This window comes from Mesorhizobium sp. ANAO-SY3R2 (assembly GCF_042466635.1).
GTDB lineage: Bacteria > Pseudomonadota > Alphaproteobacteria > Rhizobiales > Rhizobiaceae > Aminobacter.
Map to the genome: position 1 here is coordinate 4,120,087 of NZ_CP159955.1, position 24,622 is coordinate 4,144,708.

Consider the following 24,622-nt stretch of genomic DNA (forward strand, 5'->3'; position numbering starts at 1 on the left):
ATGTCACCTTGCTTGGAAGAAACCGGAGGCGGCGAACCGCCTCCGGTGGGTTTCGGACAGCGTCAGTCGTACAGGACGGCTGCGATCTCCGGCTGATCGATATTGGACTTGTCGTAGTAGTAGAAGCCAGTGTCGATGTGCTTTTCGACCGCCTCGCCCTTGGCCGCCTTCACCGCTGCCTCGACGGTCTTGTAGCCGATGCCGACGGGGTTCTGGGTGATGGCGCCGGCCATCTGGCCGTCGCGGATCGCCTGCTTCTGCTGGGCGCCCGAGTCGTAGCCGATGATCACCAACTGGCGGCCGAGCTCCTTGGCGCCGTTGGCGACGCCGATGGCCGAGCCCTCATTGGCGCCGAACATGCCCTTGAGGTCAGGGTTGGCCTGCAGGATCGCCTTGGTGATCTCGGTCGACTTGAGGTGGTCGCCCTCGCCATATTCGATGGCGACGATCTCGACCTTGGGATGGGCTTCCTTCATGCGGTTGACGAAGCCATCGCGGCGGTCGATGCCGGTGCGGCTGGTCTGGTCGTGCACCACCAGTGCGACCTTGCCTTCGTTGCCGATCAGTTCGGCCATCTTGTCGGCGGCAAGGGCTGCGGCAGCGATGTTGTTGGTCGAGGCGGTGGCCACCGGGATATCGCTGTCGACGCCGGAGTCGAAGGCGACGACCGGGATCTTGGCGTCCTTGGCCTGCTGCAGCAGCGGGATCGCCGCCTGGCTGTCGAGCGCGGCAAAACCGATCGCTGCCGGCTTCTTGGCGAGGGCGGCGGCCAGCATGTCGATCTGGCGATCGACCTGCGATTCCGAATCCGGGCCCTCGAAGGTGACGGTGACGCCGAGATCGGCGGCGGCCTTGTCTGCGCCCGCCTTCACGGCCTGCCAGAACTGGTGCTGGAAGCCCTTGGAGATCAGCGGGATGTACATCTTGTCCTGGGCCATCGCTATGGTCGAGCCATAGCCGAGGATCGTCATGGCGCTGAGCGCGCCGAGAACAGTGCGTCTGGTAAACATGGTTCCTCCGTTTTTCCGTTTTGGATCGAATTTCCCTGGAGCGCTTTCGCTCTTCTTGGTGTTGGCGCAGCCGATGGGCTGCGCGAGGCAAGTCCTGCTCAAAGCCTGCGGCGCCTGAGAATGTCGGTGTAGACGGCGAGAATGATGATCGAGCCAGTGACCACGGTCTGCCATTCCTGGGCGACCGAGAGGATGCGCAACCCGTTGGCGAGCACGGAGATGATGAGCGCGCCGATCAGCGTGCCGATGATGGTGCCGCGGCCGCCTGACAGCGACGTGCCGCCGATCACCACGGCGGCGATGGCGTCGAGTTCGTAGCCCTGGCCAAGTGCCGGCTGGGCCGAGTTGAGGCGCGAGGCGATCAGCAGCCCGGCGATGCCGCAGATGCTGCCGGCGAGTGCGTAGACGGCGATCTTCCAGCGGTCGGTGTTGACACCCGACAGGCGCACGGCCTCCTCGTTGGAGCCGAGCGCGAAGGTGAAGCGGCCCAAAATGGTGCGCTCGAGGATGAAGCTCGTGGCGATCGCCACCAGGAACAGGATCAGCACGCCGTTGGGGATCGGCAGGGACGGCACGACCGAGCCGATCAGCGAGCCTTGCGATATCTGGGTGAAGCCGGGCGTGTTGTTGAAATAGATCGGGCGCGTTCCGGAAATGACCAGCGACAGGCCCTTGAGGATCAGCATCATGCCGAGCGTGGCAATGAAGGGCGGGATCTTGAGTTTTGCCACGAAGGTGCCGGACAGCGTGCCGCTCGCAGCACCTGCAAGGATGGCGGCGAGCACGCCGAGGCCGAGCGGCATGCCCCAGAAGGTCAGGACCACGCCGGCGCAGACGGCGCAGAAGGTCATCAGCGTGCCGACAGACAGGTCGATGCCGCCGGTGATGATGACGAGCGTTGCGGCAATCGCCAGCACGCCGTTGACCGAGGTCGCCTGCAGGATGGCGATGATGTTGGAGGTCTGCATGAAGTTGGGCGAGGCAATGGAAAAGACAACGACCAGCGCGATCAGGCTGGCGAAGGCGAGAAGCCGGTGCTGGGCGCCGGAAAACTTGGCGCCGGGTGAAACATTCGCATTGGACACGGTCGCGCTCATTGGACCTCTTCCTTAGCCGGCTTGTTTTGTCGATTCGCGGCTTCACCGCGCAGCGTGGCAAGATGCATGATCTCCTCCTGGCTGGCGCCGCCGGCCAAAATGCCGGTCAGCCGGCCCTCGCACATGACGGCGATGCGGTGGCTGAGGCGCAGGATTTCCGGCAGCTCGGAGGAGATGACGACGATGGCGCGGCCCTGCCCGGCCAGCGCATTCAACAGCTTGTAGATCTCGTTCTTGGCGCCGACGTCGATGCCTCGCGTCGGCTCGTCGAAGATCAGCACCTCGCAGTCACGCAACAGCCATTTGGCGATGACGATCTTCTGCTGGTTGCCGCCGGAGAGCAGTCGCACCTCCTGCTGGTCGGAGGGTGTCTTGATCGAAAGCTGGGCGATGTAGCGGCTTGCCGCATCATGCATGGCGCCTTCCTTCAGCAGCCCGCCGGGACCGGTGAAGCGCGAAAGGCTCGCCATGACGACGTTGTTGCGCACGTCCATACCGGTGGCGAGGCCGAAATGCTTGCGGTCCTCGGAGAGGTAGCCGATGCCGGCGCGCACGGCGTCTTCGGGTTTGCGGATGTCGACCTTCTTGCCATGCATGAAGATGTCGCCGCCGCCGCGCCGGTCGGCGCCGAAGATGGCGCGTGCGACCTCGGTGCGGCCCGCACCCATCAGGCCGGCGAAGCCCAAAATCTCGCCCTTGCGGACGGAGAAGGAGACGTCGCGGATTTCGGCGCCGCGGCTGATGTTTTTGACCTCGAGCACGACCTTGGAGTTGGAGTGGTCGGGCACGTCAGGCCGCTCGTCCGATAGCGCGCGGCCGACCATCATCGAGATGATCTTTTCGACCGGCGTCTCGGCGGCGGGCATGGTGCCGATATATTCGCCGTCGCGCATGACAGTCACTCGGTCGGCGATGCGCTTCAGCTCGTCCATCTTGTGGGAGATGTAGACGATACCGACGCCCTCGGCCTTGAGGCGCGCGATGATGGCGAAAAGCTCGTTGATCTCGGCGTCGTTGAGGGCGGCGGTCGGCTCGTCCATGATCAACACGCGCGAGCGGTAGGACAGCGCCTTGGCGATCTCGACCATCTGCTGGCGCGCGATCGTCAGCCCGCCGACCACCGTGCGCGGATCGAGCTTCAAATGCATGCTGGCGAAGATTTCGGCGGCTTGGGCATTCAGCTTCGCCTCATCGAGCAGCAGGCCCAAAACCTTGCGCGGCTCGCGGCCGATGAAGATGTTCTGCGCCGCCGTCAGGTGCGGCATCAGGTTGAGTTCCTGATGGATGATGCCGATGCCGAGATCCTGGGCCTGGCGCGGCGAGTTGATCTCGACCGGCATGCCGTCGAGCAGGATCTCGCCCCCATCGCGGCGGTAGATGCCGGCAAGGATCTTCATCAGTGTCGACTTGCCGGCACCGTTCTCGCCCATCAGCGCATGCACCTCGCCGGCGCGCAGGTCGAGATGGGCGTCGTGCAGCGCGCGCACGCCGGGAAACGATTTTTCGATGTCCTTCATCACAACGAGGGAGGTCATGCGGCGCCTCCCCCGATGCCGTAGAAGGTTGCGGCCGTGCCGCCGAGGATCCTTCCGCGTTCCGGCCCGCCGAGCCCGTCGAGCAGGCGATCGGTGACCTCGTCCCAGAAGGCGAAGGGCGCGGCCAAAGTCAGCACCGGCCAGTCCGAGCCCCAGGCGAGGCGCTTCGGGCCGAACCAGCCAAGCAGTTTTTCTACCGTTGGCCGAAGGGCGGCGGCGGCGGCTTCCGGGGTGGTGCGGCGTTCGGCCGGCAGTTCGGTGAGCAGGCCGGAGAGCTTGCAGCAGACATCCTCGTGGGCGGACAGGGCGGCCATGCCGGCATTCCACATCGCATGGCGCGGATCGTCGGCGGGGGCGGCGAGGGCCGGCTTGGCGGCGTGGTCGACAATGACGGGAAGCTCGGGATTGGCGTCGACGAAGCGCAGGAGTGCTGCGAGGTGCTGCGGCATGACCAGCGCGTCGAAACGCAGGCCGAGGCGTTTGACTGCGGCAATGGCGTCCGGATGCGAATGTGTGACGATCCAGTCGGGATCGGGAAGATCCTGCAGCATCGGCCGCACGCCCTTGAACAAGGGATTGCCGGCAAAGCGTTCGAGCGATGCGACGCTGTCGGGGGAAGCGAGGTCGACCCAGCCGACGACGCCTGATACCGCTCGATCCTCGCGGCCCTGGTCGAGCAGGAACTGCGTCTCCGCCTCGGTGGGAGCGGCCTGGACGAGGATGCGCCTTTCGATGCCGGCAGCCTCGGCCAGCGGGCGCATGTCGGCTGTGCCGAAGTCGCGATAGATCGGCTTGAGATGGGCGGCATCAGGCGTCAGCCAGCCATAGTCGCCGCGCTTCAGCGCCCAGTAGTGGCAGTGGCCGTCGATCCTTCCGATCATGGCCGCCGCCCCCGCCTAGATGGTGACGCCGCCGTCGACCAGGACGGCCTGGCCGGTGACGAAGCGGGATTCGTCTGAGAGCAGGTAGACGACCAGTGGCACAATGTCGTCGACAGTCGCCAGCCGGCCGATGGGCTGGCGGGCGATGAAATCCTTCTCGGCCTGCACCGGGTCGGCGGCGGCAGCGATGCGGCCGCGCAGCGAGGGCGTATCGACGGTGCCGGGGCAGAGCGCATTGCAGCGGACGCCGCGCCGCACATAGTCGGCCGCCATGCCCTTGGTGAAGCCGATCACAGCCGCTTTTGTCGCACCATAAAGCAGCCGGTTGGGAAAACCTTTGATCGACGAGGCCATCGAGGCCATGTTGAGGATCGACACGCCGCCGGTATTTTCGGCGCGCGCGAGCATGCCGGGCAGGAAGGCTCGCGTCGTCCGATACATGCTCTTGACGTTGAGGTCGAAGCTGAAGTCCCAGTCGTCCTCGCCGCAGTCCATGATGGTGCCGTGGTGGACGAAGCCGGCGCAGTTGAACAGGCCGTCGAGCGCGGCCTGGCCTGCCGCGAAGGCGGCGACGGCGGCACTGTCGCGCACGTCGAGCCGGTGGGTCTCGATGTTGCCGCTCTCGGCGGCAAGCGTCTTCAGCGCCTCGTCATTGATGTCGGTGGCGATGACATGGGCGCCTTCGTTGGCGCAGGCCAGCGCGCTGGCGCGGCCGATGCCCTGGCCGGCGGCGGAAATGAAGATGCGCTTCCCGTCAAGCCGCATGACCGTTGCCTCCTCCCAGCAAACTGCTTGCGCTTTCTTAGTCTATATACGAACATACTATTCATAAATGAACCGGCCTTGCAACGGGGAATCGCTAGAGCGCCGTGCGTCCGAATGGACGCACAAAGGACGCTCTAAGTTTTTGAACCTGCGCATCGTGCTCAGCGAAAATCGAATGCGATTTTCGCGCCGATGCGCGAGGCCGGTCGAGGCGAGGATTTCGGACAATGCCCAAGCGGCCGGCCAAGACCCCGAACGATCCGGACAAGGACGAGCGCTACCGGGCGCCGGCGCTCGACAAGGGGCTCGACATCCTCGAACTTTTGTCCGAGCAGCCGGGCGGGCTGACCCGCGCCGAGATCGTCAAGGCGATGGGGCGCGGCCCGAGCGAGGTCTACCGCATGCTCGAACGGCTGGTGGCGCGCGACTATGTCAACCGCTCGCCCGAGGGCGACCGCTACGCGCTGACCATGAAGCTGTTCGTGCTGGCGCATCGGCATCCGCCTGTGCGGCGGCTGGTGGCGCGGGCGCAGCCCTTGATGGATGCGTTTTCGATAGCCGCCGGCCAGTCATGTCATCTCGTGGCGCCGGACCGCGATGCGGCCATCGTGGTGGCCCATGCCAGCCCGCCCGGCAACTGGGAATTCGGCATCCGCATCGGCGCCCATATCGACCTGTTGACCACGAGTTCCGGCCACATATTGCTCGCCTTCCAGGACCCGCATTCGCAGTCCGAGGCGGCTGCGCGCTGGGAAGGCACTGACATGCTCGCCGCCAGGGAAGAGCTGGGGTCGGTGCTTGGGGCCTATCGCGCGGCCGGCCACCGCGTCGGCGCGAGCCAGCAGATGCGCGCCATCGAGGACATCTCGGTGCCGATCCTGTCGTCCGACGGTTTTGCCATTGCGGTGCTGACCTGCCCCTATATCCAGAGGATCGACGACGCACAGGCCGATATCGACCAGACGCTTTTGCTGCTCAAGGACGTCGCGGCGAAGCTGTCGCTGTCGTAGGGCGCGACTGTTCGCTGACGAAGGTCCTTAGCAAGCTTCCCCCTCACCCGGCCTCCGCTACGCTCGGCCGACCTCTCCCCGGTGGGGCGAGGAGGTCTGAGGCGTTGCCGCTCGCCTCTTCTCCCCAACGGGGAGAAGGTGGCCGCGAAGCGGCCGGATGAGGGGGCAAGATCGTCAGGCAATGGCGCGGCCGTAGTGGGTGGCTCACGCCTCCGGCGGCACGACGCCCTTGCGCACGGCGAAATCGGCGTAGAAACGGCGTTCCTGCGTCTGGATGACGGCATAGGCCTTTTTGGCACGCTCGTAGAAGGCGAAGCGCTCGATGCCGACCATTTTGGTGCCGGTTCCCTCGATCAGCTTGCCGACCTCACGCTGGACTTCAGGCACTTCGTCCGGCTTGCCGACCACCTCCATGCGGGCGAAGGCGTCGTCAACGAAGGTGTCGACCGGCATCACCGACAACACCGCCTGCATGACGCTGACGATGTCGGCGTCGATGCGCAGCGGGCGGGCGAACACGGTCTGGCGCGAGATCGCTTCGGCCGGGAAATTGGCGTCGGCGATGATCAGGTCGTCGCCATGCCCCATAGAGCGCAGCACGTAGAGCACGTCGGGGCCGAGCAATGGATCGATGCCTAGCAGCATGTTTGAACACCTGGGATGCGGGTTGTGGATGAGGGGCGCTCGCCCCTCACATCCCAGAATTGCAGGCAAGTGGTGCTGCGCGCAAGCCGCTCGTCGATCTGACGCAGGACGGATGACCGCTTCACGGTCTCCCGGTGCACTTTACGCCTCGCGCACGAAGCCTTCGGAGGCAACCAGCAGATTGCGCGTGTAGTCCTTGGCGACATTGCGCGCGGCGAGGTCGCCGGCTTGCAGCCGCTCGACCTCCTGGCCGTTCTGCATCACCATCAGCCGCTCGCACATATGGGTGATGACGCCGAGGTCGTGGCTGACCATGACGAAGGTCAGCTTGCGGTCGCGGCGCACCTGTTCGAGCAGGTTGAGCACCTCGGCCTGCACCGAGGCGTCGAGCGCCGAGGTCGGCTCGTCGAGCAGCAGCACCGAGGGTTCGAGGATCAGCGCACGCGCAATCGCCACGCGCTGGCGCTGGCCGCCGGAAAGCTGGTGCGAGTAGCGGAAGCGGAAGCTCGAGCCAAGGCCGACCTCTTCGAGGGCGCGCAGGATGCGCTTTTCGGTGTCGGCGAAGCCGTGGATATCAAGCGGTTCGAGCAGCAGCCGGTCGACCGTCTGGCGCGGATGTAGCGAGCCGTAGGGGTCCTGGAACACCATCTGGACCTGGCGGTAGAAGGCCTTGTCACGGGTCTTGCCGAGGCGCTTGCCGTTGACGTCGATGGTGCCGGAGGCGACGGGCGCCAGGCCTGCGACGGCGCGCAGCAGCGTCGACTTGCCGGAGCCGGATTCGCCGACCAGGCCGAAGGATTCGCCCTGCGCCACCGTCAGGCTCACATCCTTGAGCGCGATGAACTCGTCGTAGACGACGCGCAGGCTGTCGAGGGAAAGGGCAGGGGTCACAGCAGCCACTCCGGCTGGCGGTCGAGTACGGGCAGCGGATGCCGGTCGGCGCCGATCTTGGGCATGCAGTTGAGCAGGCCTTGCGTGTAGGGATGTTTGGCTTGCGACAGTTCGGACGCCTTGAGCTCCTCGACGACCTTGCCGGCATACATGACGATGACCCGGTCGCAGAAGGTGGAGACCAGGCGAAGGTCGTGCGAGATGAAGACCAGGCCCATGCCACGGTCGATGACCAGCCGGTCGAGGATGCGCAGGATGTCGAGCTGCACGGTGACGTCGAGTGCGGAGGTCGGCTCGTCGGCGATCAGCAGTTCGGGACCGGCGATCAGCATCATGGCGATCATGGCGCGCTGGCCCATGCCACCGGAAACCTCATGCGGATAGAGGTCGAAGACGCGCTTGGGGTCGCGGATCTGGACGGCAGCCAGCATGTCGAGGGCGCGCTCGCGCGCCTCGGCCTTGCCGATCCGCTTGTGCGCGCGCAAGGTCTCCACGATCTGCCGGCCGATGGTCATGACCGGGTCGAGCGAATATTTCGGATCCTGCAGGATCATGGCGACGCGGTTGCCGCGCAGCGCTCGGCGCTCGGCTGGAGAAGCCTTCAGAAGATCGATGCCGCTGAATTCGAGCCGCTTGGCCGAAATCCGGGCATGCTCAGGGGTGAGCCCCATGATGGCGCGGCCGGTCTGCGACTTGCCCGAGCCGGACTCGCCGACGATGCCGAGCCGTTCCTGGCCGAGCGAGAAGGAGACGCCGCGCACCGCCTCGACCACGCCGGTGCGGGTGGGGAAGGTGACGCGCAGGTCTTCGACGTGAAGCAGAGCGCTCATTGGCTGCCACCACGCGGGTCGAGGGCATCGCGCAGTCCGTCGCCAAGCAGGTTAAAGCCAAGGCTGACGATGAGGATCGCGGCACCGGGAGCGGCGGCAACCCACCACTGGTCGAGGATGAAGCGGCGGCCCGAGGCGATCATCGCACCCCATTCGGGCAGCGGCGGCTGCGCGCCGAGGCCGAGGAAGCCAAGGCCGGCGGCGGTCAGGATGATGCCGGCCATGTCGAGCGTGACGCGCACGATCAGCGAGGAGATGCACAGCGGCATGATGTGGCGAAGCACGATGCGCATGGGCGACGCCCCCATCAGCTTGACCGCGGAGATGTAGTCCGAGTTTCGCAAGGTGAGTGTTTCGGCACGCGCGATGCGGGCGTAGGGAGGCCACGAGGTCAGCGCAATCGCGATGATGGCGTTTTCGATGCCGGGCCCCAGCGCTGCGACGAAGGCGAGCGCCAGCACCAGCTTGGGGAAGGCGAGGAAGATGTCGGTGATGCGCATCAGCACCGCATCGATCCAGCCGCCGGCATAGCCCGATACGGTGCCGACCAGCAGGCCGAGCGGCGCGGCGATGACGGCGACCAGCACCACCACCTGCAGCGTCAGCCGCGAGCCGTAGATCAGGCGCGAGAGGATGTCGCGGCCCTGGTCGTCGGTGCCGAGCCAGTAGGTGGAGCTCGGCGGCAGCAGGCGGGCGTTCTTGAGGTCGCCGATATAGGGCGAATGGGGCGCCAGCAGCGGCGCAAACGCCGCGACGAACAGCAGGCCGAGGATGATCACCATGCCGATGAGGGCCAGCTTGTTGGCGGCGAAGCGGCGCCAGGTGAGATAGGCGCGGCCAAGCCGGGCCTGCAGGCGCGACTGCGGCCGATCGGTCATCAGCCATTCGCGGCGGGTCATGACTGCGTCGCTCATCTGATCCGCGTCCGTGGGTCGAGCATCCGGTAAAGCAGGTCCGAAAGCAGGTTGATGCCGATGAACACCGAGCCGATGACGATGGTGCCGCCGAGCACGGCGTTCATGTCGGCGTTCTGCAGCGAATTGGTGATGTAGAGGCCGAGGCCGGGCCAGGCGAAGACGGTTTCGGTGAGCACCGAGCCTTCGAGCAGTCCGGCATAGGAAAGCGCGATCACGGTGACCAGCGGCACGGCAGCGTTGCGCAAAGCGTGGCCCCAGATGATGCGGGTTTCCGACAGGCCCTTGGCGCGGGCGGCGACGATATATTCCTGGCTCAGCTCGTTGAGCATGAAGGAACGCGTCATGCGGCTGATATAGGCCAAAGAGAAATAGCCGAGCAGCGAGGCTGGCAGGATGATGTGGGAGAAGATGTCGCGGAACGCCGCCCAGTCGCGGGTCAGCACGGCATCGACCAAGTAGAAGCCGGTGATCGGCGTGAAGGTGTATTCGAACACCACGTCGATGCGGCCGGGGCCGGAGGTCCAGCCGAGCTTGGCATAGAAGACCAGAAGCGCCAAAAGGCCGAGCCAGAAGATCGGCACCGAATAGCCGACGAGGCCGACGATGCGCACGATCTGGTCGGCGAGGCTGTCGCGCTTGACCGCGGCCAGCACGCCGAGCGGGATGCCGATGGCGGCACCGATGATGGTGCCTAGCGTGGCAAGCTCCATGGTCGCGGGGAAGACGCGGCGAATATCGGCCATGACAGGATTGGTGGTCAGCACCGAGGTGCCGAAATCGCCTTGCAGCACGCCTTTCACATAGAGGAAGAACTGCTGGTAGTAGGGCAGGTTGAAGCCCATTTCCTCGCGCGTGCGCTCGACCACATGGGCCGGGGCGCGATCGCCGACGATGGCGAGCACTGGATCGATCGGCACGACGCGACCGATGAAGAAGGTCACCGCCAGAAGGCCGAGATAGGTCGTTGCCACGATCACCACGAAACTGGCGACCGCCTTGAGAATGGCGGAGGCGCGCTTGTTGGCGCGCCTCGCCGGCATCTGGGTTTCCATGCTGCTCAATGGACTGATCCTTTGGTGCATGACCCCGCTTTCGGGCAGGGATCATGCACGGACTCAAATTGTCACAGCGCCCTTTGCGCCCCCGATTGGACGCGCGGCGCTGTCATGGATCAATCCTTGGTGACAGGAGCGACGAAGTTCGAGTCGAAGTTCGGCCCGAGCTTGTAGTTCTTGACGTTGCCGCGCAGGCCGGCGACCTCGGTCTGCTGGAAGACGAGAACGAACGGGCTGGTGTCGAGGGCTGCCTGCTGCAGTTCCTTGTACATGGCGGCGCGCTTGTCGTTGTCGCGCTCGAGCAGGGCGGCCTTGGTCTTTTCGGTCAGTTCCGGCACGTCCCAGGCGTTGCGCCAGGCCAGCGTCTTCACTGTGCCGTCGTCGGCATTGTTGGGGTTGGAGGTGAAGGTCTCGGCGTTGGAGTTCGGATCCCAATAGTCCATGCCCCACTGACCAATATACATGTCGTGGTTGCGGGCGCGGTACTTGGTCAGCGTCTGCTTGCCGTCGCCGGGGATGATCTCGAGCTTGATACCGGCCTGACCCACCGTCTGCTGGAAGGATTCGGCAATGCCGGTCACCGGCTGGCTGTTTCGCACGTCCATGGTGACGGTGAAGCCGTCCTTCAGGCCTGCCTTCTCCAGCAGTTCCTTGGCCTTGGCGACGTCGAAGGTGAACGGGTTCGAGTCCAGCGCGCCGAGCACGCCCTTGGCCTGGTAGGTCTGGCGGATTTCGCCGATGCCCTTGATCAGGGTCGAGCCGATGGCGTCGTAATCAACCAGATACTTCAGCGCCTGGCGTACTTCAGGCTTGGCCAGGTTCGGGTTCTTCTGGTTGAGGCTGATGTAATAGACCGTGCCCTTGGGTGCGCTGGTGGTGGCCATCTCGGCGTTCTTCGAGATCGCCTCCAGGTCGCCCGGCTCGAGATTGCGGGCGACGTCGATGTCGCCGGCTTCGAGCATCAGGCGCTGGGTCGCGCTTTCCTTGACGTGGCGATAGATGACGCGGGCGAGTGCTGCCTTTTCGCCATAATAGTTGTCGTTGCGCTCGAGCACGAGGATCTCGTTGGCGCGCCAGTCGCGGATCTTGAACGGACCGGAGCCGGCATAGCCGGTCTTGAGCCAGCCATTGCCGAAGTCGTTGTCGAACTTGTAGTCGTCGGTCGGCGTGACCGCGGCCACATGCTCGAGCACCAGCTTCTTGTCGAGCACGGCGCCGACGGTGGCGGTCAGGCAGTTCAGCACGAAGGACGGCGCATAGGACTTGTCGACGGTGAAGACGAAGGTGTTTTCGTCGACAGCCTTGGCCTTCTCGGCGACGTTGTCCTTGGTCAGGCCGAACTGGGTCAGGATGAAGGCCGGGCTCTTGTCGAGCTTGACGACGCGCTCGAACGACCAGGCGACGTCCTCGGCGGTGATCGGATTGCCGGAGGCGAATTTCAGACCCGGCTTGAGCTTGAAGGTGTAGGTCAGGCCGTCGTCGGAGACGGTCCAGCTTTCGGCGACGCCGGGGCGGACATTGGTGGTGTCGTTGATGTCGAGGCGCACCAGCATGTCATAGGCATTGCCGAGGAATTCGGCCGGGCTGAGCTCGAAGGATTCAGCCGGGTCGAGCGTGATGGTGTCGTCGATCGCCCAGGCCTGGACCAGCGTGTCGGCTGGCGTCACGGCCAGCGCGGGCGCGGCAACGACCATCGCCGACAAGGCAGCGCCAGCAAGCATCAGACGGTATTTGCCGTTCAGTTTTCCGATAAACATTTTTTGCAGTCCCCCAGTTTGGCAGTTCTTCGTTAGTTCGCTTCTGTCTCGTGCCAGGCGGCGCGCAAGACGCGCAGCCAGTTGTCGCGACAGATCTTCTTGAGTTCGGCGTCACCATAGCCAGCGTCGCGCAGTGCCGCAACGAGGTTCTGGAGCCCGGCGGCATCGCCGATCTCGGCCGGAATGGTAGCGCCGTCGAAGTCGGAGCCGAGCGCCACGCCATCGATGCCGACATGCTCGACGAGGTGGTCGACATGGCGGATCATGTCGGACAGCGGCGTGTCAGCACGCTTGCCGCCGTCGGCGCGCAGCATGGTGACGGCGAAGTTCAGGCCGACCAGACCGTTGCTCTCGCGTACCGCGCCGAGCTGCTTGTCGGTCAGGTTGCGGCTGATCGGGGTCAGCGCATGGGCGTTCGAATGGCTGACGATCAGCGGCTTGTCGGAAAGCCTGGCGACATCCCAAAAACCCTGTTCGGTGATGTGGGCGAGATCGATGGCGATGCCGATGCGGTTGCACTCCTTGACCAGCCGCTTGCCGGCTTCGGTCAGGCCGGGGCCGGTGTCGGGGCTCGACGGGAAGGCAAAGGGCACGCCATGGCCGAAGATGGTGTGGCGGCTCCACACCGGGCCGAGCGAGCGCAGGCCGGCGGCGTAGAACACGTCGAGTGCGGCGAGGTCGGCGTCGATCGCCTCGCAGCCTTCCATGTGCAGGACGGCGGCAAACTTGCCTTCGGCCTCGGCGGCGGCGATGTCTTTGGAATTGCGGCAAATCTTCCAGCCGCCGGCGCGGTCGATCCTGAAGGCGATCGAGGCCATGTCGAGGGCGATGTCGAGTGACGGCGCGCGTTCGAGCGGTTCTGACAGCGGCACGGCGTAGTGGCCGTTGGCGTCGCGGTTATCGTCGCCGATGTCGCCGGAGCTGATGTAGATGGCGCACAGGCCGCCTGCGAGACCGCCCTTTTGGGCGCGGGGCATGTCGATGTGGCCTTCCCCGGTGCCTTCCATGAATTCGGCTACCGGATCAGCACCCTTGGCGGCGTTGGACCACAACCGCAGAAGCACGTCGTTGTGGCCGTCGAATACTGGCTGCATCTCTCGCTCCATGAGAAAGAGCGAGTTGAAGGACGCCGACGGTGTGGAGTCAATCGCACCGCCGCGACCGGCACCCCCGCTGCCGCAGCGTCAGGATGGAGAAACCGCGACAGGACCAATAGATGTCCGAATCTGGCCTACAAGCATAGGTCGCTTGTCGCACTTGCGTGCACGCTGTGGGCGAAAAATTCCGGAAATGCGCATGGCGAGCGGTGCGTGGGCGGGATTTGCACCGCGCAGCAAAAAGGCGGACCGGAGCCCGCCTCATTTGGTGGCATGAAGCCTTGTTAACGGAGAGGCCACACCGCGTTCCTTGCTAGAACGCCTTATGCTTAGCATGGCTATAAATAAAAGCAATAGTTGCAAGTTCGCGGATGAATACGTCAAGATAGGCGAGGCGTCTCGTAAGTACTCCGGGGGGAGGACATCTTGGGCATTCGCTATTCCTTTGACATTGGCACCAATTCCATCGGATGGGCGGTGTGGCGCACCGGCCTCGATCCGCTGGGTATTTTCGGCCGCGATGCGCCGCTGGAATTGCTGGGCGCCGGCGTGCGGCTGTTCAAGGATGGGCGCAATCCCAAGGACGGCCAGTCGCTCGCCGCCATGCGGCGCGTGCCCAAGCAGGCGCGCAAGCGCCGCGACCGCTTCGTGCTGCGCCGCGAGGCCCTGATCGCGGCCCTCGTCGAAGCCGGGCTGATGCCGGCAAACGAGAGCGAGCGCCGGGCGCTCGCCCTGCGCGACCCATACCAGCTTCGCGCCAACGGGCTCGACGCGGCGCTTTCGCCACACGAGTTCGGCCGGGCGCTGTTTCACCTGCACCAACGCCGCGGCTTCAAGTCGAACCGCAGGACCGACCGCAAGGCGAACGACAAGGACCAGGGCAAAATCGCCGAGGCGTCGCAGCGTCTGCGGGACCTGCTGGTGACCATGAACTGCCGCACCTTCGGCGAATATCTGTGGACCCGCCATCGCGGCGCCAATCATGATCCCGGCCGCCAGCCGACGCGCATCCGCCTCGATGGCGAGGGCGCCAAGTCGCTCTACGCATTCTACCCGACGCGCGACATGCTCCGGCATGAGTTCGAGGCGCTTTGGGAGGCACAGGCTGTGCACCATCCCGCCCTGTTGAGCCCGGCAGCGCGTGAGAAAATCGCAACGATCCTGTTCCGCCAACGCGAGCTCAAGCCGCCGAAGATCGGCAAATGCACCTTTGAATATGAAGCCGGAGAGTTGCGCCTGCCCAAGGCGTTGCCGTCGGTCCAGGCGCGCGAGATCTACGAACGGCTCGGGCATCTCAGACTGTCGACCGACGCCGGCAGCGACCGGGCGCTGCGGGCGGCCGGGCGCGACGAGCTTGCCACCGCGTTGCTGCATGTCGGGCTGACCAAGATCAGGGTCGGCAAGACGGACGGCTTAAGCTTCAAGGAAATGCGCAAGGCGCTGAAGCTCGGCGGCGAGGTGAAGATCAATTTCGAGGAAATGGGCGAGAAGGGCCTGGCCGAGTTGCGCACCAACCGGCTGCTGACCCAGGACGACCATTTCGGACCGCGCTGGCGCGCGCTCTCCTGGGCCGCCAAGGATGCCTTCGTGGCCCGCCTGCTCGATGAAAGCGACGAGGAAAAGCTGGTCGCCGACATCATCGCGCAGCATGGCCTGAGCGAGGCCGCCGCGCGCAATTGCGCCTCCATTCCGCTGCCCGATGGCTACTCCCGCCTCGGGTCGACGGCCAATGCGGCGATCCTCGACGCGCTGATTTCTGAGCGCGACGAGCAGGGTTTCGTGCTTACCTATGACAAGGCAGTGAAGCGCGCAGGCGAGAAGCTCGGCCGCGCCTGGCATCATTCCGACGAACGCGACGGCGAACTGCTCGATCGGCTGCCCTATTACGGGGAGGTGCTGCAGCGCCACATCCTGCCCAGCACGATGGATCCCAGGGACCGCAAGGACGATGCCGCCTTCTGGGGCCGCATCATGAACCCCTCGGTGCATATCGGCCTCAACCAACTCAGGCGTCTGGTCAATGCGCTGATCGACCAGTTCGGCGCGCCGGACCAGATCGTGGTCGAACTGGCGCGCGAGCTGAAGATGACCGCCAGGCAGAAGGAACAGGAGCTGAAGCGCAATCGCGACAACCGCGACGCCAACGCGCAGCGGGCGAAGAAACTGGACGAACAGGGCATCGACAATGACGGCGAGGCCCGCGCCCGGTTGAAGCTCTACGAGGAGCAGGAAAAGGCGGGCAACGGCATCGCTCATTGCCCGTTCTCCGGCCGGCCGATCGGGATTGCGCAGCTGTTCTCGTCCGAGATCGAGATCGAGCATATCCTGCCGCGTTCGCGCACGCTCGACGATTCCGCAGCCAACAAGGTGCTGTGCTTCCGCGACATGAACCACATCAAGCGCGGCAGGACGCCCTTTGAAGCCTTTGGCCATTCGTCCGAATGGGGCGACATCGCCGCCCGCGCCGAGCGGCTTTCGCCCAACAAGCGCTGGCGCTTCCGACCCGACGCGATGGAGCAGTTCGAGGCTTCGGCAGCCGGCAGGATGGACAAGCGGCAGCGAGTTCTAGCAGGGAACGCGGCGCGGCCCACTCCCGTCAGCCGCTTTCGCGGCCAGCGTGCAACTGCGTCGATGTTTACGATTGAAATCTGATACTTTTTTGTGCAAGTCGCACGTGTGGCTGAAAAGCTGCTGCCCGCATTGCCAAACCATTTATCATCACAGGAAATCACTAATGTCAGAAGTCAGTCTTCTCGATCATGCACTGGTGCGCCTCGACGAGGCGGCCAAACACCTCAACATCGACGCCGATGTGATCGAGAAACTGAAATTTGCCCGAGAGACCACCAAAGCCCGCCTGATGATCCGAATGGACGACGGCTCGCGAAAATCGTTCCTGTCGTGGCGCTGCCGCTATGACGACACGCGCGGCCCGACCAAGGGCGGCATCCGCTTCCACCCGGAATCGACGGCCGACGAGGTCGAGATGCTGGCCTTCTGGATGACCTTCAAATGCGCCGTGATGAACCTGCCTTATGGCGGCGGCAAGGGTGCTGTGCAGGTCGACCCGCGCAAGCTGTCGAAGGCGGAATTGGAACGTCTCTCACGCGCGTATATCCAGGCTTTCGCCCGCATCATTGGGCCCGACCGCGACATCCCCGCACCCGACGTCTACACCAACTCGATGATCATGGGCTGGATGGCCGACGAATATGGCCAGATCGTCGGTCAGGCTTCGCCCGCCGTCATCACCGGCAAGCCGCTGGCGCTGGGCGGTTCGCTCGGCCGTGGCGACGCCACCGCGCGCGGCGGCTATTATCTGGTCCGCCACCTCGCCGACGAACTCGGCCTCAAGGGCAGCCTGCGCATCGCCGTCCAGGGTTTTGGCAATGCCGGCCAGCACATCGCCAGGCTTCTCGCTGCCGACGGCCACAAGATCGTCGCGGTGTCGGACTCCGAAGGTGCGGTGCAGGCGGCGGGCGGGCTCGATCTCGACCGTCTCTTCGTCGCCAAGGACAGCGGCCATTCGGTGACCACCACCGCCGGCCATGCCGGCCATGAGATGCTCGACGGCAACGCCCTGATCGGCGTCGACTGCGACATCCTGGTGCCGTCGGCGCTGGAAAACATGATCCGCATCGACAACGCCGACAGCGTCAAGGCCCGCATCGTGCTCGAGCTCGCCAACGGCCCGGTCACCTCGGAAGCCGATGCCATCCTGGAGAAGAAGGGTGTCATAGTCCTGCCCGACATCCTGGCCAATGCCGGCGGCGTCACCGTCTCCTATTTCGAGTGGGTGCAGAACCGCCAGGGCTTCTACTGGCCGATCGAGGAGATCCACGACCGCCTGCGCACCATCATGGAGCGCGAGGGCCGCGCCATCTGGGAGGTCTCGAAGAACAAGGACGTCTCCGTGCGCACGGCGGCTTACGTGCACGCGCTCGGTCGCCTCGCCGAGGCCATCGAGGCGCACGGCACGCAGAACTACTTCGCGAGCTAACCAGCTTTGAGACATGCCGCCGGGCCGAAATGGTCCGGCGGCGTGGTCCTAAACATTTCTGTTGAAGCGCCAATGCCGTGGGCGTAGGTCTCTGGGCGAAATCCCGACTGATCCCCCAGCATCATGCCTCAAAGGCAAAACCGGCGGCGCGACAATGTCCTTCATTCCCGATTGGTCGACCATCCTGCAGTTTGCGGTCGCCACCTTCATCATCGCCATCACGCCTGGCCCCGACATGACGCTGTTCGTCGGCCGGGCGATTTCCGAAGGCCGCAAGGCGGGCTTTGCCTGCATGGCGGGCGCGATGACCGGCATCGTCATCCACACCACCCTGGTGGCGCTCGGGTTGTCGGCGCTGATCGTCGCCTCGCCGCAGGCCTTCATGGCGCTCAAGATCGGCGGTGCCGGCTATCTCGTCTGGCTGGCCTGGCAGGCGATCACCAAGGGCTCGGCCTTTTCGCCCGACACCACCAAGCGCGAGCCGCGCTCGTTCTTCCAGAACTGGGCGACGGGGCTCGGCATCAACCTGCTCAACCCGAAGATCATCCTGTTCTTCATGACCTTCCTGCCGCAGTTCGTCTCGGCCCACGACACCAATGCGCCGGCCAAGCTGTTCTTCCTCGGGGCTATGTTCATCGTGCTGTCGCTGCCGATCGTGGCGCCGATGGTGATCGCCGCCGACAAGTTCGCCGGTCTGCTGAAGAAGAGCCCGCGGGTGACGCGCGTCGTCGACTATCTGTTCGCCGGCATTTTCTCCGCCTTTGCGCTGAAGATCATCACGGCGCAGGCGAAGTAGGTGGTTCAACCGGAGGTGGCGGCGGCCGCTTCAATCACTGATGTGTGTCGCTGGCATTGCCTTCGCCTTATGAAGGCATGGGGTTAGTTCGGGGGAATTCATGAAAAGCGTTCTTTTGGCGTCGGCCGCGCTCGCGCTGGTCGTTCCCGATGCCTATGCGCAGAACGGCGCCTATGACTGGTCGGGCAGCTATGTCGGCGTCGAGGCCGGTTATGCCCATTCGTCGGTCGATTTCGATGGCGACAGAACGAAGCTTGCGGACAGTTACAATGAGGACGGGTTCCTGGGTGGCGTCTATGTCGGCCATGACTGGCAGGCGGGCAATCTCATCTATGGCGTTGTCGCCGATTTCGATGCGATATCAGTCGACGACATTGCCTTTGAGGCCTTTGATATTTTCGGAGGTGGCAAGGGCGAGGCCTACACCTACGACATCGACTGGGCAGCGACGGCGCGTGCGCGAGTCGGCTATACGCCTGTTGACCGGTTGCTGGTCTACGGTACCGGCGGTTTAGCTGCTGCCCACTTCGAGGCAAGTAGCTATGACTATCCATGGGGTGGAGTGTCGCTGCCGTCCCAGTCGGACTTCAGAGGCATCAAGCTGGGCGGCGTGTTTGGCGCTGGCGTCGAATATGCATTCTCCGGTAACTGGTCGGCCAAGACCGAATTACTGCACTACATCTTCGACGATATCGAGCCGGGTCCGGGAGGTATGCCTGGGGCAAGCTTCAGTCCGACTTTGACCACTGTCAAGTTCGGGTTGGCCTACCGGTTCTAGCAACCGGCGGCACCCTTAGCTGACCTTCGCCCAGATGCCCCGGCGGTCGCCTTCTTCGAACTCGTCCTTGGTGATGGCATAGAGCATCTGGTCGAGGCGTTCGCCGGTGCGGCCATCGATGCGGTGCGCGCGCAGGACACCTTCGAGCCGCAGCCCGCACTTTTCGCAGACGGCGATTGCCGCCGCATTGCGAGCCAGCGGCTGCAAGGTCAGCTTTTCCAGCTTTCTTTCGGCGAAGAAATGCCGGACCAGCAGCAGCGATCCATGCTGAGCCATTTTCTGGCCTCGGCTATCGGCGTCTCCGATCACGACATGCAGTGAGCCGAGCCTGTGGCGGAGGTCGACCTCGAGCACCAGCAGGCCGAGCGCCGTATCGTCGGCGCGGCGGCGAATCGCCACCAAATTGCGCTTGAGGTTGTCGAAACTCGCGACATAGGTCCGGAATGCTTCCAACCCCATCGCCTTCTGGGGAGCGTTCAAGCCCTCCATGACAGCGGGGTCGGTCAGCCAGGTGGCGATCTCATCCGTGACTTCCTGGGGCCTCAGCGTTCGAACGCGGTAGTGCTCGTCGGCAACGTCGACGAAGACCGGCTTCAATCCGGCGGCGGCTAGCGGTGTCAGAAGCGGACGGCGGCGCGGATCGGGCATTTTTGGCATATCGCTTCATGGCCAACCGTCCTGAGGCGGTCAAGACCGGTTTCGGTCTTGCGGCAAATGTGAGTCGGTTTGTTGCCGCGTACGCAACGTCCCGGCGAAGCGGCCGGTGACGAACCAGTAGGCGATGCCGCCGACGACGCCGGCCCCGATGATGGAAACCGGCACCAGCGGGTCCATGTAAGCGAAATCGGGGTCGCCACCCTGGTAGGCGAAGCCGTCCAGCACCAGGCCGACGAATCCGCCTGACAGTGCGTAGAACAGCCAGTCGCGCTTGCCCAGGATCTCGGCGAGCACCATGACGACGACCGCCGGCACGAAGGCGAAATAGGCGACGACAAGTGCGGTGAACGGTATCGAAAAGATCATCGATCCGCTGATCACTTCGGGCGGCATGTCCTTCGTCGCCAGGCGGGTCGCGCCGAGGAAAACCACGCTGAGGAACGCGCCGGCGGCCAGTGACGCGGTCAGGTAGCCCATAACCATATGGGCGAATTTGCCGAGATAGAGCAGGACGCGGTTCACGCCTCGCCGTGTCCGGCGATCATCATCGCCTCCAGTGCCAGGCGCTCGGTCTTCTTCATGCGCTCCGACTCTGACTTGAGCTGGCCGCAGGCGGCGAGGATGTCGCGGCCGCGCGGCGTGCGGATCGGCGAGGCGTAGCCGGCCTGGTTGATGTAGTCGGCGAATTTCTCGATCTGCTCCCAGTCCGAGCACTGGTAATTGGTGCCGGGCCAGGGATTGAACGGGATCAGGTTGATCTTGGCCGGCACCCCCCTGAGCAGCTTGACCAGCGCCTTGGCGTCTTCGAGCGAGTCGTTGACGTCCTTGAGCATCACATATTCGAAGGTGATGCGCCGCGCGTTCGACAGGCCGGGATATTTGCGGCAGGCGTCGATAAGCTCGTTGAGCGGGTACTTCTTGTTGATCGGCACCAGAAGGTCGCGCAGATCGTCGTTGGTGGCATGCAGCGAGATCGCCAGCATGACGCCGATCTCCTCGCCGGTGCGGAAAATCTCGGGCACGACGCCCGAGGTCGACAGCGTGATGCGGCGCTTGGATAGCGCGAGCCCATCGCCGTCGGAGGCGATCAGCAGCGCCTTCTTCACCGCCTCGAAATTGTAGAGCGGCTCGCCCATGCCCATCATGACGATGTTGGAGATTTTCCGCCCCTCTGATGGCACGATGGCACCGGCGGGCGTGTCGCGGTCGGGGAAGTCGCCGAGCCGGTCACGCGCCGTCATCAGCTGGGTGAGGATTTCTTCCGCCGTCAGGTTGCGCACCAGCTTCTGCGTGCCGGTGTGGCAGAACGAGCAGGTCAGCGTGCAGCCGACCTGGGACGAGATGCACAGCGTGCCGCGGCCTTCTTCGGGAATATAGACGGTCTCGATCTCGACCGGGCGACCGGCACCGCGCGGGGGAAAGCGGAACAGCCACTTGCGCGTGCCGTCGGAGGAAATCTGCTCCTCGACGATCTCGGGACGCGCGATGGTGAAGTGCTTGGCGAGTTCGGCGCGCAGGTCCTTGGAGATGTTGAACATGTCGGCGAAGTCGGAGACGCCGCGGACATAGAGCCAGTGCCAGAGCTGCTGGACGCGCATCTTCGCCTGGCGTTCGGGGACGATGCCGGAGGCAACGAGCGCTGCGGCGAGCTCCTCGCGGGTGAGGCCGATCAGCGATTCCTTGACGTGCGCGGCCGCACGGGCGCGCAACGCATCGCGGGTGGCATCGGCGGTAAGGTCGAGCGAAAGGGTCATTCGGGCTCAGTTCGGTTCAAATGTCGGGCGTATGCGGGATTTCCGGGCGACATATCACAGCTCGGGCGCTGCGTCACGTTTTGCCGCCGCCCGGCTGGTTTGCGCCTTGTTAGGCAAATGCTGCGAGTCTCGGCCGATGATCAGCGTCGCTCATATGGTCCTGGCCCTGCTTGGCGTCAACGTTGCCGCCTTCGGGGCGTTCTGGTGGGACAAAAGGTGCGCCCGGGCAGGCAGCTGGCGCATCTCCGAAAGCACGCTGCTGTCGCTTGCGCTGGTCGGCGGCAGCGTGGGGGCGGTTTGCGCCCAGCATCTGTTTCGACACAAGACGCGCAACGAGCCGTTCCGAACCATGCTCTACGCCATAGTGGCGCTGCAGTTGGCCGCCGTGGTTGTGCTGGTGATCTGGCTGATTGCCCCGCACTGGCTCGCGGGGCTGCTGCAGGCTCTGCGCGCCATGATAGGGTAATAGGGGCGCCGGCCGCTTTTCGGCCGGCAATCCAGATTTACTTGCAGGCGGTGATCGACGTCAGCGCCGCCGAAATGCCCTTGAGCGAGAAGACGTAGGACGTGGGGTTGCCACGGCCGGACTTGGCCTGGACCTTCATGTCGGCCCCGGTCTTCATCGCTGCGATCAGTGCGGGCTCCTCGGCGGCGTTCTCGACCCAGGCCGACTTGCCCTTGGTGAACATCGAGAAGCTCTTGTCGCCGATGGTGACGGAGACCTTGGAGTTTTCCTGGAAATTGTAGCCGGCGATGAACTGCGGCTCGAACGACACTTTCTGGCCCGGGCGCTGGCTGACGAAGAAGAACATGTCGCCATGGTCGAGCGTAGTCGGCTGCTTGTCGGTCGGCACCGTCAGCACGTAGCAGACCTTGCCGTTCTGCGCCTGGTAGCTGTAGGTGCCCCAGGAATTGTGCTGGCCGATCTTGGTCGCCGACTGGGCCAGCGCCGGCATCGCCGAAACGGCAAGGACCAGACCCGAAACTGTAGCTATCAATCCGCGCATCGTTTTTCCTGTAGTTCAAATAGAGCCGGGGCAGGCCGGCAGCATGCCCACCCGTTCGCTTCATTTTGATTTAATCTGGGTTACCAAAGGGTGAATTGCTTCGCAAAAAAGCATCTTTCGCCCGCTGGAACCATGGCCCGAATCGTCGCGCCCGCGCGCGCCTTCCTGTCCCTTTGCCGGTTGAAGCCCGAGAAAGCGGCAAGAATTTGACTTTAGATTTCAGGCGGAAACACGGATCGGCCGGGCCCTACCAGTCGCGGGCCAGTGCTTCCTTTGCGGCAAGGCGGTGGGCCGGGGTCATGTTGACGCGCACGGCGGTGAGGGCGGCCGTCAGCACCGCGATGTCGTCGGTGAAGCCGAGGCCGAGGATCACGTCGGGGATGGTGTCCAAAGGCAGGATGAAATAGCCGAGTGCGGCAAGCAGGACGCCCTTGGCGCGCAGCGGCGTGTCCTTGTCCATCGCGCAATAATAGGCGGCGACCACTTCTTCCATGAAAGGAATGTGGCGCGCCGCACTCTTGGCCTTGCGCCAGAACTTTTCGCGCACTTCGCCTTCATTGGCGGCGGTATCGCCCGCATCACCCCGGAACTGGTCGAAACCCGGAATTTTCACCATCTGCATGCTCTCCTTCGCCTGCCAATGTGGGAAGCTTCGCCCGTCGCTGCAAGTGCGAGGCTCATGCGCCGTAGTAGGCGTTCATCCGCCTGGCCAGCTTGAAATCGAGCTCGGTCAGCCCGCCGGCGTCGTGGGTGTTCAGCTTGACGTCAACGGTCTTGTAGACGTTGGACCAGTCGGGGTGGTGGTCGAGCTTTTCGGCTGCCAGTGCCGTGCGGGTCATGAAGGCGAAGGCCTCGCTGAAGTTCTTGAAGACGAAGCTCCGCGAGATCGATAGCCCGTCGCCGGCGAGCGTCCAGCCCTCGAGCGTGCTAAGCTCCTCCGCGAGCACTGCCTCTGCAAGTTTCTGTCTGGCCATCGCGGCCTCCCGTGGTAGTCGAGACATTTCCTTATCAAGCATAGCGTGGGCGCGATGAACGAGAAGCCGGTAAAATCGATCCTGTTCGTCTGCCTCGGCAACATCTGCCGTTCGCCGCTGGCCGAGGGTGTCTTCCGCACGGTCCTTGCCGAGCGCGGGATGGAGGCGGATTTCATCCTCGACTCGGCCGGCACAGGCGGCTGGCACGCCGGCTCCGCACCCGACCCGCGATCGATCGCGGTGGCCGCCCGGCATGGCATCGACATTTCGGCACAGCAGGCGCGCAAGGTCGTGTCAGCCGATTTCGAACGCTTCGACCTCATCCTCGGCATGGATCGTGCGAATGTCGACGACCTCAAGTCCATCGCTCCGGTTGATTGCGCCGGACGGATCGAGCTTTTCCTCTGCCACGCGACCGGCCGGACCAAGGACGTGCCCGATCCCTATTATGGCGGCGAAGACGGTTTTCTCGACGTCTACCGCATGATCCGTGAGGCTTCCGAGGCGCTGGCCGAGAGGCTTGATGCGCGGGGATCGGCAGTGCTCAACGGCCACGCCTCCTCGACGACATAGGGGCCACCGCCGACGGAGTCGCGCGACGACATCAGCACGAAGCGGCTGGCGCGGAAGGGCAGGGCGGCGAAGTTGCCGCGCGCCGAAAGATAGTGGGCGACATCGAGCGGACTGGTGTTCCTGAGCCGCGCCAGCGTGACATGCGGGGTGAATTTGCGCGGGTCGGCCGCCACGCCGACACGCTGACAGATGCGTTCGATATCGGCCTGCAACGCGTTCATTTCGGGCGATGGCGCCACCCCGGCCCACACCGCATGCGGCTTTTTTTGGCCGAAGGCGCCGACGCCGGAGAGGGTCACCTGGAAGCCGGGACGGTCGACGCGGTCGAGCGCTTCGGCGATCTCGTCGGCGACATGGCCTTCGACATCGCCGATGAAGCGCAAGGTGAGGTGGTAGTTCTCGATGTCGATCCAGCGCGCACCGGGCAGGCCTCCCCGCAGCAGGGACAGTGAAAGTGCCGCATCACGCGGAACTTCGAGGGCGGTGAAAAGTCGCGGCATGGCCAGGCTCCCTTCCTCGAATCGAAATCCGTAGCCTCAGCGAATCATCGATCGGCCCGGCGGGCAAGCTGTTTGTGGGGCCCCTGCCGTTTC

Annotated in this window: 26 protein-coding genes; 7 read left to right on the forward strand and 19 right to left on the reverse strand. The window is 64.4% G+C overall.

Annotated features, from left to right (window positions below; translation table 11 throughout):
* Positions 1-62: 62 nt before the first annotated feature.
* The 5 genes from ABSY17_RS24565 to ABSY17_RS24585 form a co-directional block, all read right to left on the reverse strand.
* Positions 63-1,010, reverse strand: a complete 948-nt coding sequence (locus tag ABSY17_RS24565; protein WP_378946728.1) for an ABC transporter substrate-binding protein — start codon at positions 1,008-1,010, stop codon at positions 63-65.
* 98 nt (positions 1,011-1,108) lie between these two features.
* Positions 1,109-2,107 carry an ABC transporter permease gene (locus tag ABSY17_RS24570; RefSeq protein WP_378946731.1) on the reverse strand — a complete coding sequence of 333 codons (999 nt, stop codon included), beginning with the start codon at positions 2,105-2,107 and terminating at the stop codon, positions 1,109-1,111.
* Positions 2,104-3,642, reverse strand: coding sequence for a sugar ABC transporter ATP-binding protein (locus ABSY17_RS24575; protein ID WP_378946734.1), 1,539 nt, complete (start codon positions 3,640-3,642; stop codon positions 2,104-2,106). Before ABSY17_RS24575 ends, ABSY17_RS24570 begins: the two co-directional genes overlap by 4 nt.
* A complete protein-coding gene (locus ABSY17_RS24580; protein ID WP_378946737.1) occupies positions 3,639-4,523 on the reverse strand; it encodes an amidohydrolase family protein in 885 nt (294 codons plus the stop codon). The genes ABSY17_RS24575 and ABSY17_RS24580 overlap by 4 nt, the downstream gene beginning before the upstream one ends.
* 15 nt (positions 4,524-4,538) lie before the next feature.
* Entirely contained in the window at positions 4,539-5,288 is a 750-nt protein-coding gene (locus ABSY17_RS24585; RefSeq protein WP_378946740.1) for an SDR family oxidoreductase, read from the reverse strand.
* A gap of 227 nt (positions 5,289-5,515) precedes the next feature.
* Between ABSY17_RS24585 and ABSY17_RS24590 the strand changes: the two genes are divergently transcribed.
* The gene (locus ABSY17_RS24590; protein WP_378946743.1) at positions 5,516-6,298 is read left to right on the forward strand and encodes an IclR family transcriptional regulator; all 783 of its coding nucleotides are present in this window, start codon (positions 5,516-5,518) and stop codon (positions 6,296-6,298) included.
* Between the two features lie 204 nt (positions 6,299-6,502).
* Here ABSY17_RS24590 and ABSY17_RS24595 read toward each other — a convergent pair whose 3' ends face one another.
* The 7 genes from ABSY17_RS24595 to ABSY17_RS24625 all read right to left on the reverse strand — a co-directional run bounded on the left by ABSY17_RS24595 (position 6,503) and on the right by ABSY17_RS24625 (position 13,487).
* Positions 6,503-6,943, reverse strand: coding sequence for an RbsD/FucU family protein (locus tag ABSY17_RS24595; protein ID WP_378946746.1), 441 nt, complete (start codon positions 6,941-6,943; stop codon positions 6,503-6,505).
* A gap of 141 nt (positions 6,944-7,084) precedes the next feature.
* Entirely contained in the window at positions 7,085-7,834 is a 750-nt protein-coding gene (locus ABSY17_RS24600; RefSeq protein ID WP_378946748.1) for an ABC transporter ATP-binding protein, read from the reverse strand.
* Complete coding sequence (locus ABSY17_RS24605; protein WP_378946750.1) at positions 7,831-8,664, reverse strand: ABC transporter ATP-binding protein; 834 nt, start codon at positions 8,662-8,664, stop codon at positions 7,831-7,833. The genes ABSY17_RS24600 and ABSY17_RS24605 overlap by 4 nt, the downstream gene beginning before the upstream one ends.
* Positions 8,661-9,578: a nickel transporter permease gene (gene nikC, locus ABSY17_RS24610; protein WP_378946753.1), complete on the reverse strand. Its 918-nt coding sequence runs from the start codon at positions 9,576-9,578 to the stop codon at positions 8,661-8,663. Before nikC ends, ABSY17_RS24605 begins: the two co-directional genes overlap by 4 nt.
* Positions 9,575-10,621: an ABC transporter permease gene (locus ABSY17_RS24615; RefSeq protein ID WP_378952997.1), complete on the reverse strand. Its 1,047-nt coding sequence runs from the start codon at positions 10,619-10,621 to the stop codon at positions 9,575-9,577. Before ABSY17_RS24615 ends, nikC begins: the two co-directional genes overlap by 4 nt.
* A 131-nt stretch (positions 10,622-10,752) precedes the next feature.
* The gene (locus ABSY17_RS24620) at positions 10,753-12,393 is read right to left on the reverse strand and encodes an ABC transporter substrate-binding protein (protein WP_378946756.1); all 1,641 of its coding nucleotides are present in this window, start codon (positions 12,391-12,393) and stop codon (positions 10,753-10,755) included.
* Positions 12,394-12,425: 32 nt separating this feature from the next.
* Positions 12,426-13,487: a dipeptidase gene (locus ABSY17_RS24625; protein ID WP_378946758.1), complete on the reverse strand. Its 1,062-nt coding sequence runs from the start codon at positions 13,485-13,487 to the stop codon at positions 12,426-12,428.
* 429 nt (positions 13,488-13,916) lie between these two features.
* On the opposite strand from ABSY17_RS24625, the gene cas9 reads away from it, so the two are divergent.
* From cas9 to ABSY17_RS24645, 4 genes are all read left to right on the forward strand, one after another.
* On the forward strand, positions 13,917-16,142 hold the full coding sequence (gene cas9 / locus ABSY17_RS24630) for a type II CRISPR RNA-guided endonuclease Cas9 (RefSeq protein WP_378946761.1): 2,226 nt from the start codon (positions 13,917-13,919) through the stop codon (positions 16,140-16,142).
* Positions 16,143-16,224: 82 nt separating this feature from the next.
* Positions 16,225-17,490 (forward strand): Glu/Leu/Phe/Val dehydrogenase, encoded by a 1,266-nt coding sequence (locus tag ABSY17_RS24635; RefSeq protein WP_378946764.1) that lies wholly within the window; start codon positions 16,225-16,227, stop codon positions 17,488-17,490.
* 154 nt (positions 17,491-17,644) lie between these two features.
* Positions 17,645-18,286, forward strand: coding sequence for a LysE family translocator (locus tag ABSY17_RS24640; RefSeq protein ID WP_378946766.1), 642 nt, complete (start codon positions 17,645-17,647; stop codon positions 18,284-18,286).
* Positions 18,287-18,386: 100 nt separating this feature from the next.
* Positions 18,387-19,064, forward strand: a complete 678-nt coding sequence (locus ABSY17_RS24645; RefSeq protein ID WP_378946768.1) for an outer membrane protein — start codon at positions 18,387-18,389, stop codon at positions 19,062-19,064.
* Between the two features lie 15 nt (positions 19,065-19,079).
* On the opposite strand, the gene ABSY17_RS24650 is transcribed toward ABSY17_RS24645, so the two are convergent.
* From ABSY17_RS24650 to rlmN, 3 genes are read right to left on the reverse strand one after another with little or no spacing between them, the layout of a single operon-like run.
* Positions 19,080-19,712: a GNAT family N-acetyltransferase gene (locus ABSY17_RS24650; protein WP_378946771.1), complete on the reverse strand. Its 633-nt coding sequence runs from the start codon at positions 19,710-19,712 to the stop codon at positions 19,080-19,082.
* Between the two features lie 39 nt (positions 19,713-19,751).
* Positions 19,752-20,243 (reverse strand): hypothetical protein, encoded by a 492-nt coding sequence (locus ABSY17_RS24655; protein WP_378946773.1) that lies wholly within the window; start codon positions 20,241-20,243, stop codon positions 19,752-19,754.
* Complete coding sequence (gene rlmN / locus ABSY17_RS24660; RefSeq protein ID WP_378946776.1) at positions 20,240-21,475, reverse strand: 23S rRNA (adenine(2503)-C(2))-methyltransferase RlmN; 1,236 nt, start codon at positions 21,473-21,475, stop codon at positions 20,240-20,242. The genes ABSY17_RS24655 and rlmN overlap by 4 nt, the downstream gene beginning before the upstream one ends.
* A gap of 136 nt (positions 21,476-21,611) precedes the next feature.
* Here rlmN and ABSY17_RS24665 point away from each other — a divergent pair, with 136 nt between their 5' ends.
* Positions 21,612-21,941 (forward strand): DUF1294 domain-containing protein, encoded by a 330-nt coding sequence (locus tag ABSY17_RS24665; RefSeq protein ID WP_378946779.1) that lies wholly within the window; start codon positions 21,612-21,614, stop codon positions 21,939-21,941.
* A gap of 37 nt (positions 21,942-21,978) precedes the next feature.
* On the opposite strand, the gene ABSY17_RS24670 is transcribed toward ABSY17_RS24665, so the two are convergent.
* The 3 genes from ABSY17_RS24670 to ABSY17_RS24680 all read right to left on the reverse strand — a co-directional run bounded on the left by ABSY17_RS24670 (position 21,979) and on the right by ABSY17_RS24680 (position 23,456).
* Entirely contained in the window at positions 21,979-22,482 is a 504-nt protein-coding gene (locus ABSY17_RS24670; RefSeq protein WP_378946781.1) for an invasion associated locus B family protein, read from the reverse strand.
* 247 nt (positions 22,483-22,729) lie between these two features.
* Positions 22,730-23,098: a YkvA family protein gene (locus tag ABSY17_RS24675; RefSeq protein WP_378946784.1), complete on the reverse strand. Its 369-nt coding sequence runs from the start codon at positions 23,096-23,098 to the stop codon at positions 22,730-22,732.
* 61 nt (positions 23,099-23,159) lie between these two features.
* Positions 23,160-23,456, reverse strand: a complete 297-nt coding sequence (locus ABSY17_RS24680) for a 4a-hydroxytetrahydrobiopterin dehydratase (RefSeq protein ID WP_378946787.1) — start codon at positions 23,454-23,456, stop codon at positions 23,160-23,162.
* A gap of 54 nt (positions 23,457-23,510) precedes the next feature.
* Here ABSY17_RS24680 and ABSY17_RS24685 point away from each other — a divergent pair, with 54 nt between their 5' ends.
* A complete protein-coding gene (locus tag ABSY17_RS24685) occupies positions 23,511-24,029 on the forward strand; it encodes a low molecular weight protein-tyrosine-phosphatase (protein WP_378946790.1) in 519 nt (172 codons plus the stop codon).
* Here the strand turns inward: ABSY17_RS24685 and thpR are convergent.
* Complete coding sequence (gene thpR, locus ABSY17_RS24690) at positions 23,933-24,529, reverse strand: RNA 2',3'-cyclic phosphodiesterase (protein ID WP_378946793.1); 597 nt, start codon at positions 24,527-24,529, stop codon at positions 23,933-23,935. The genes ABSY17_RS24685 and thpR overlap by 97 nt on opposite strands.
* Between the last annotated feature and the right edge of the window lie 93 nt (positions 24,530-24,622).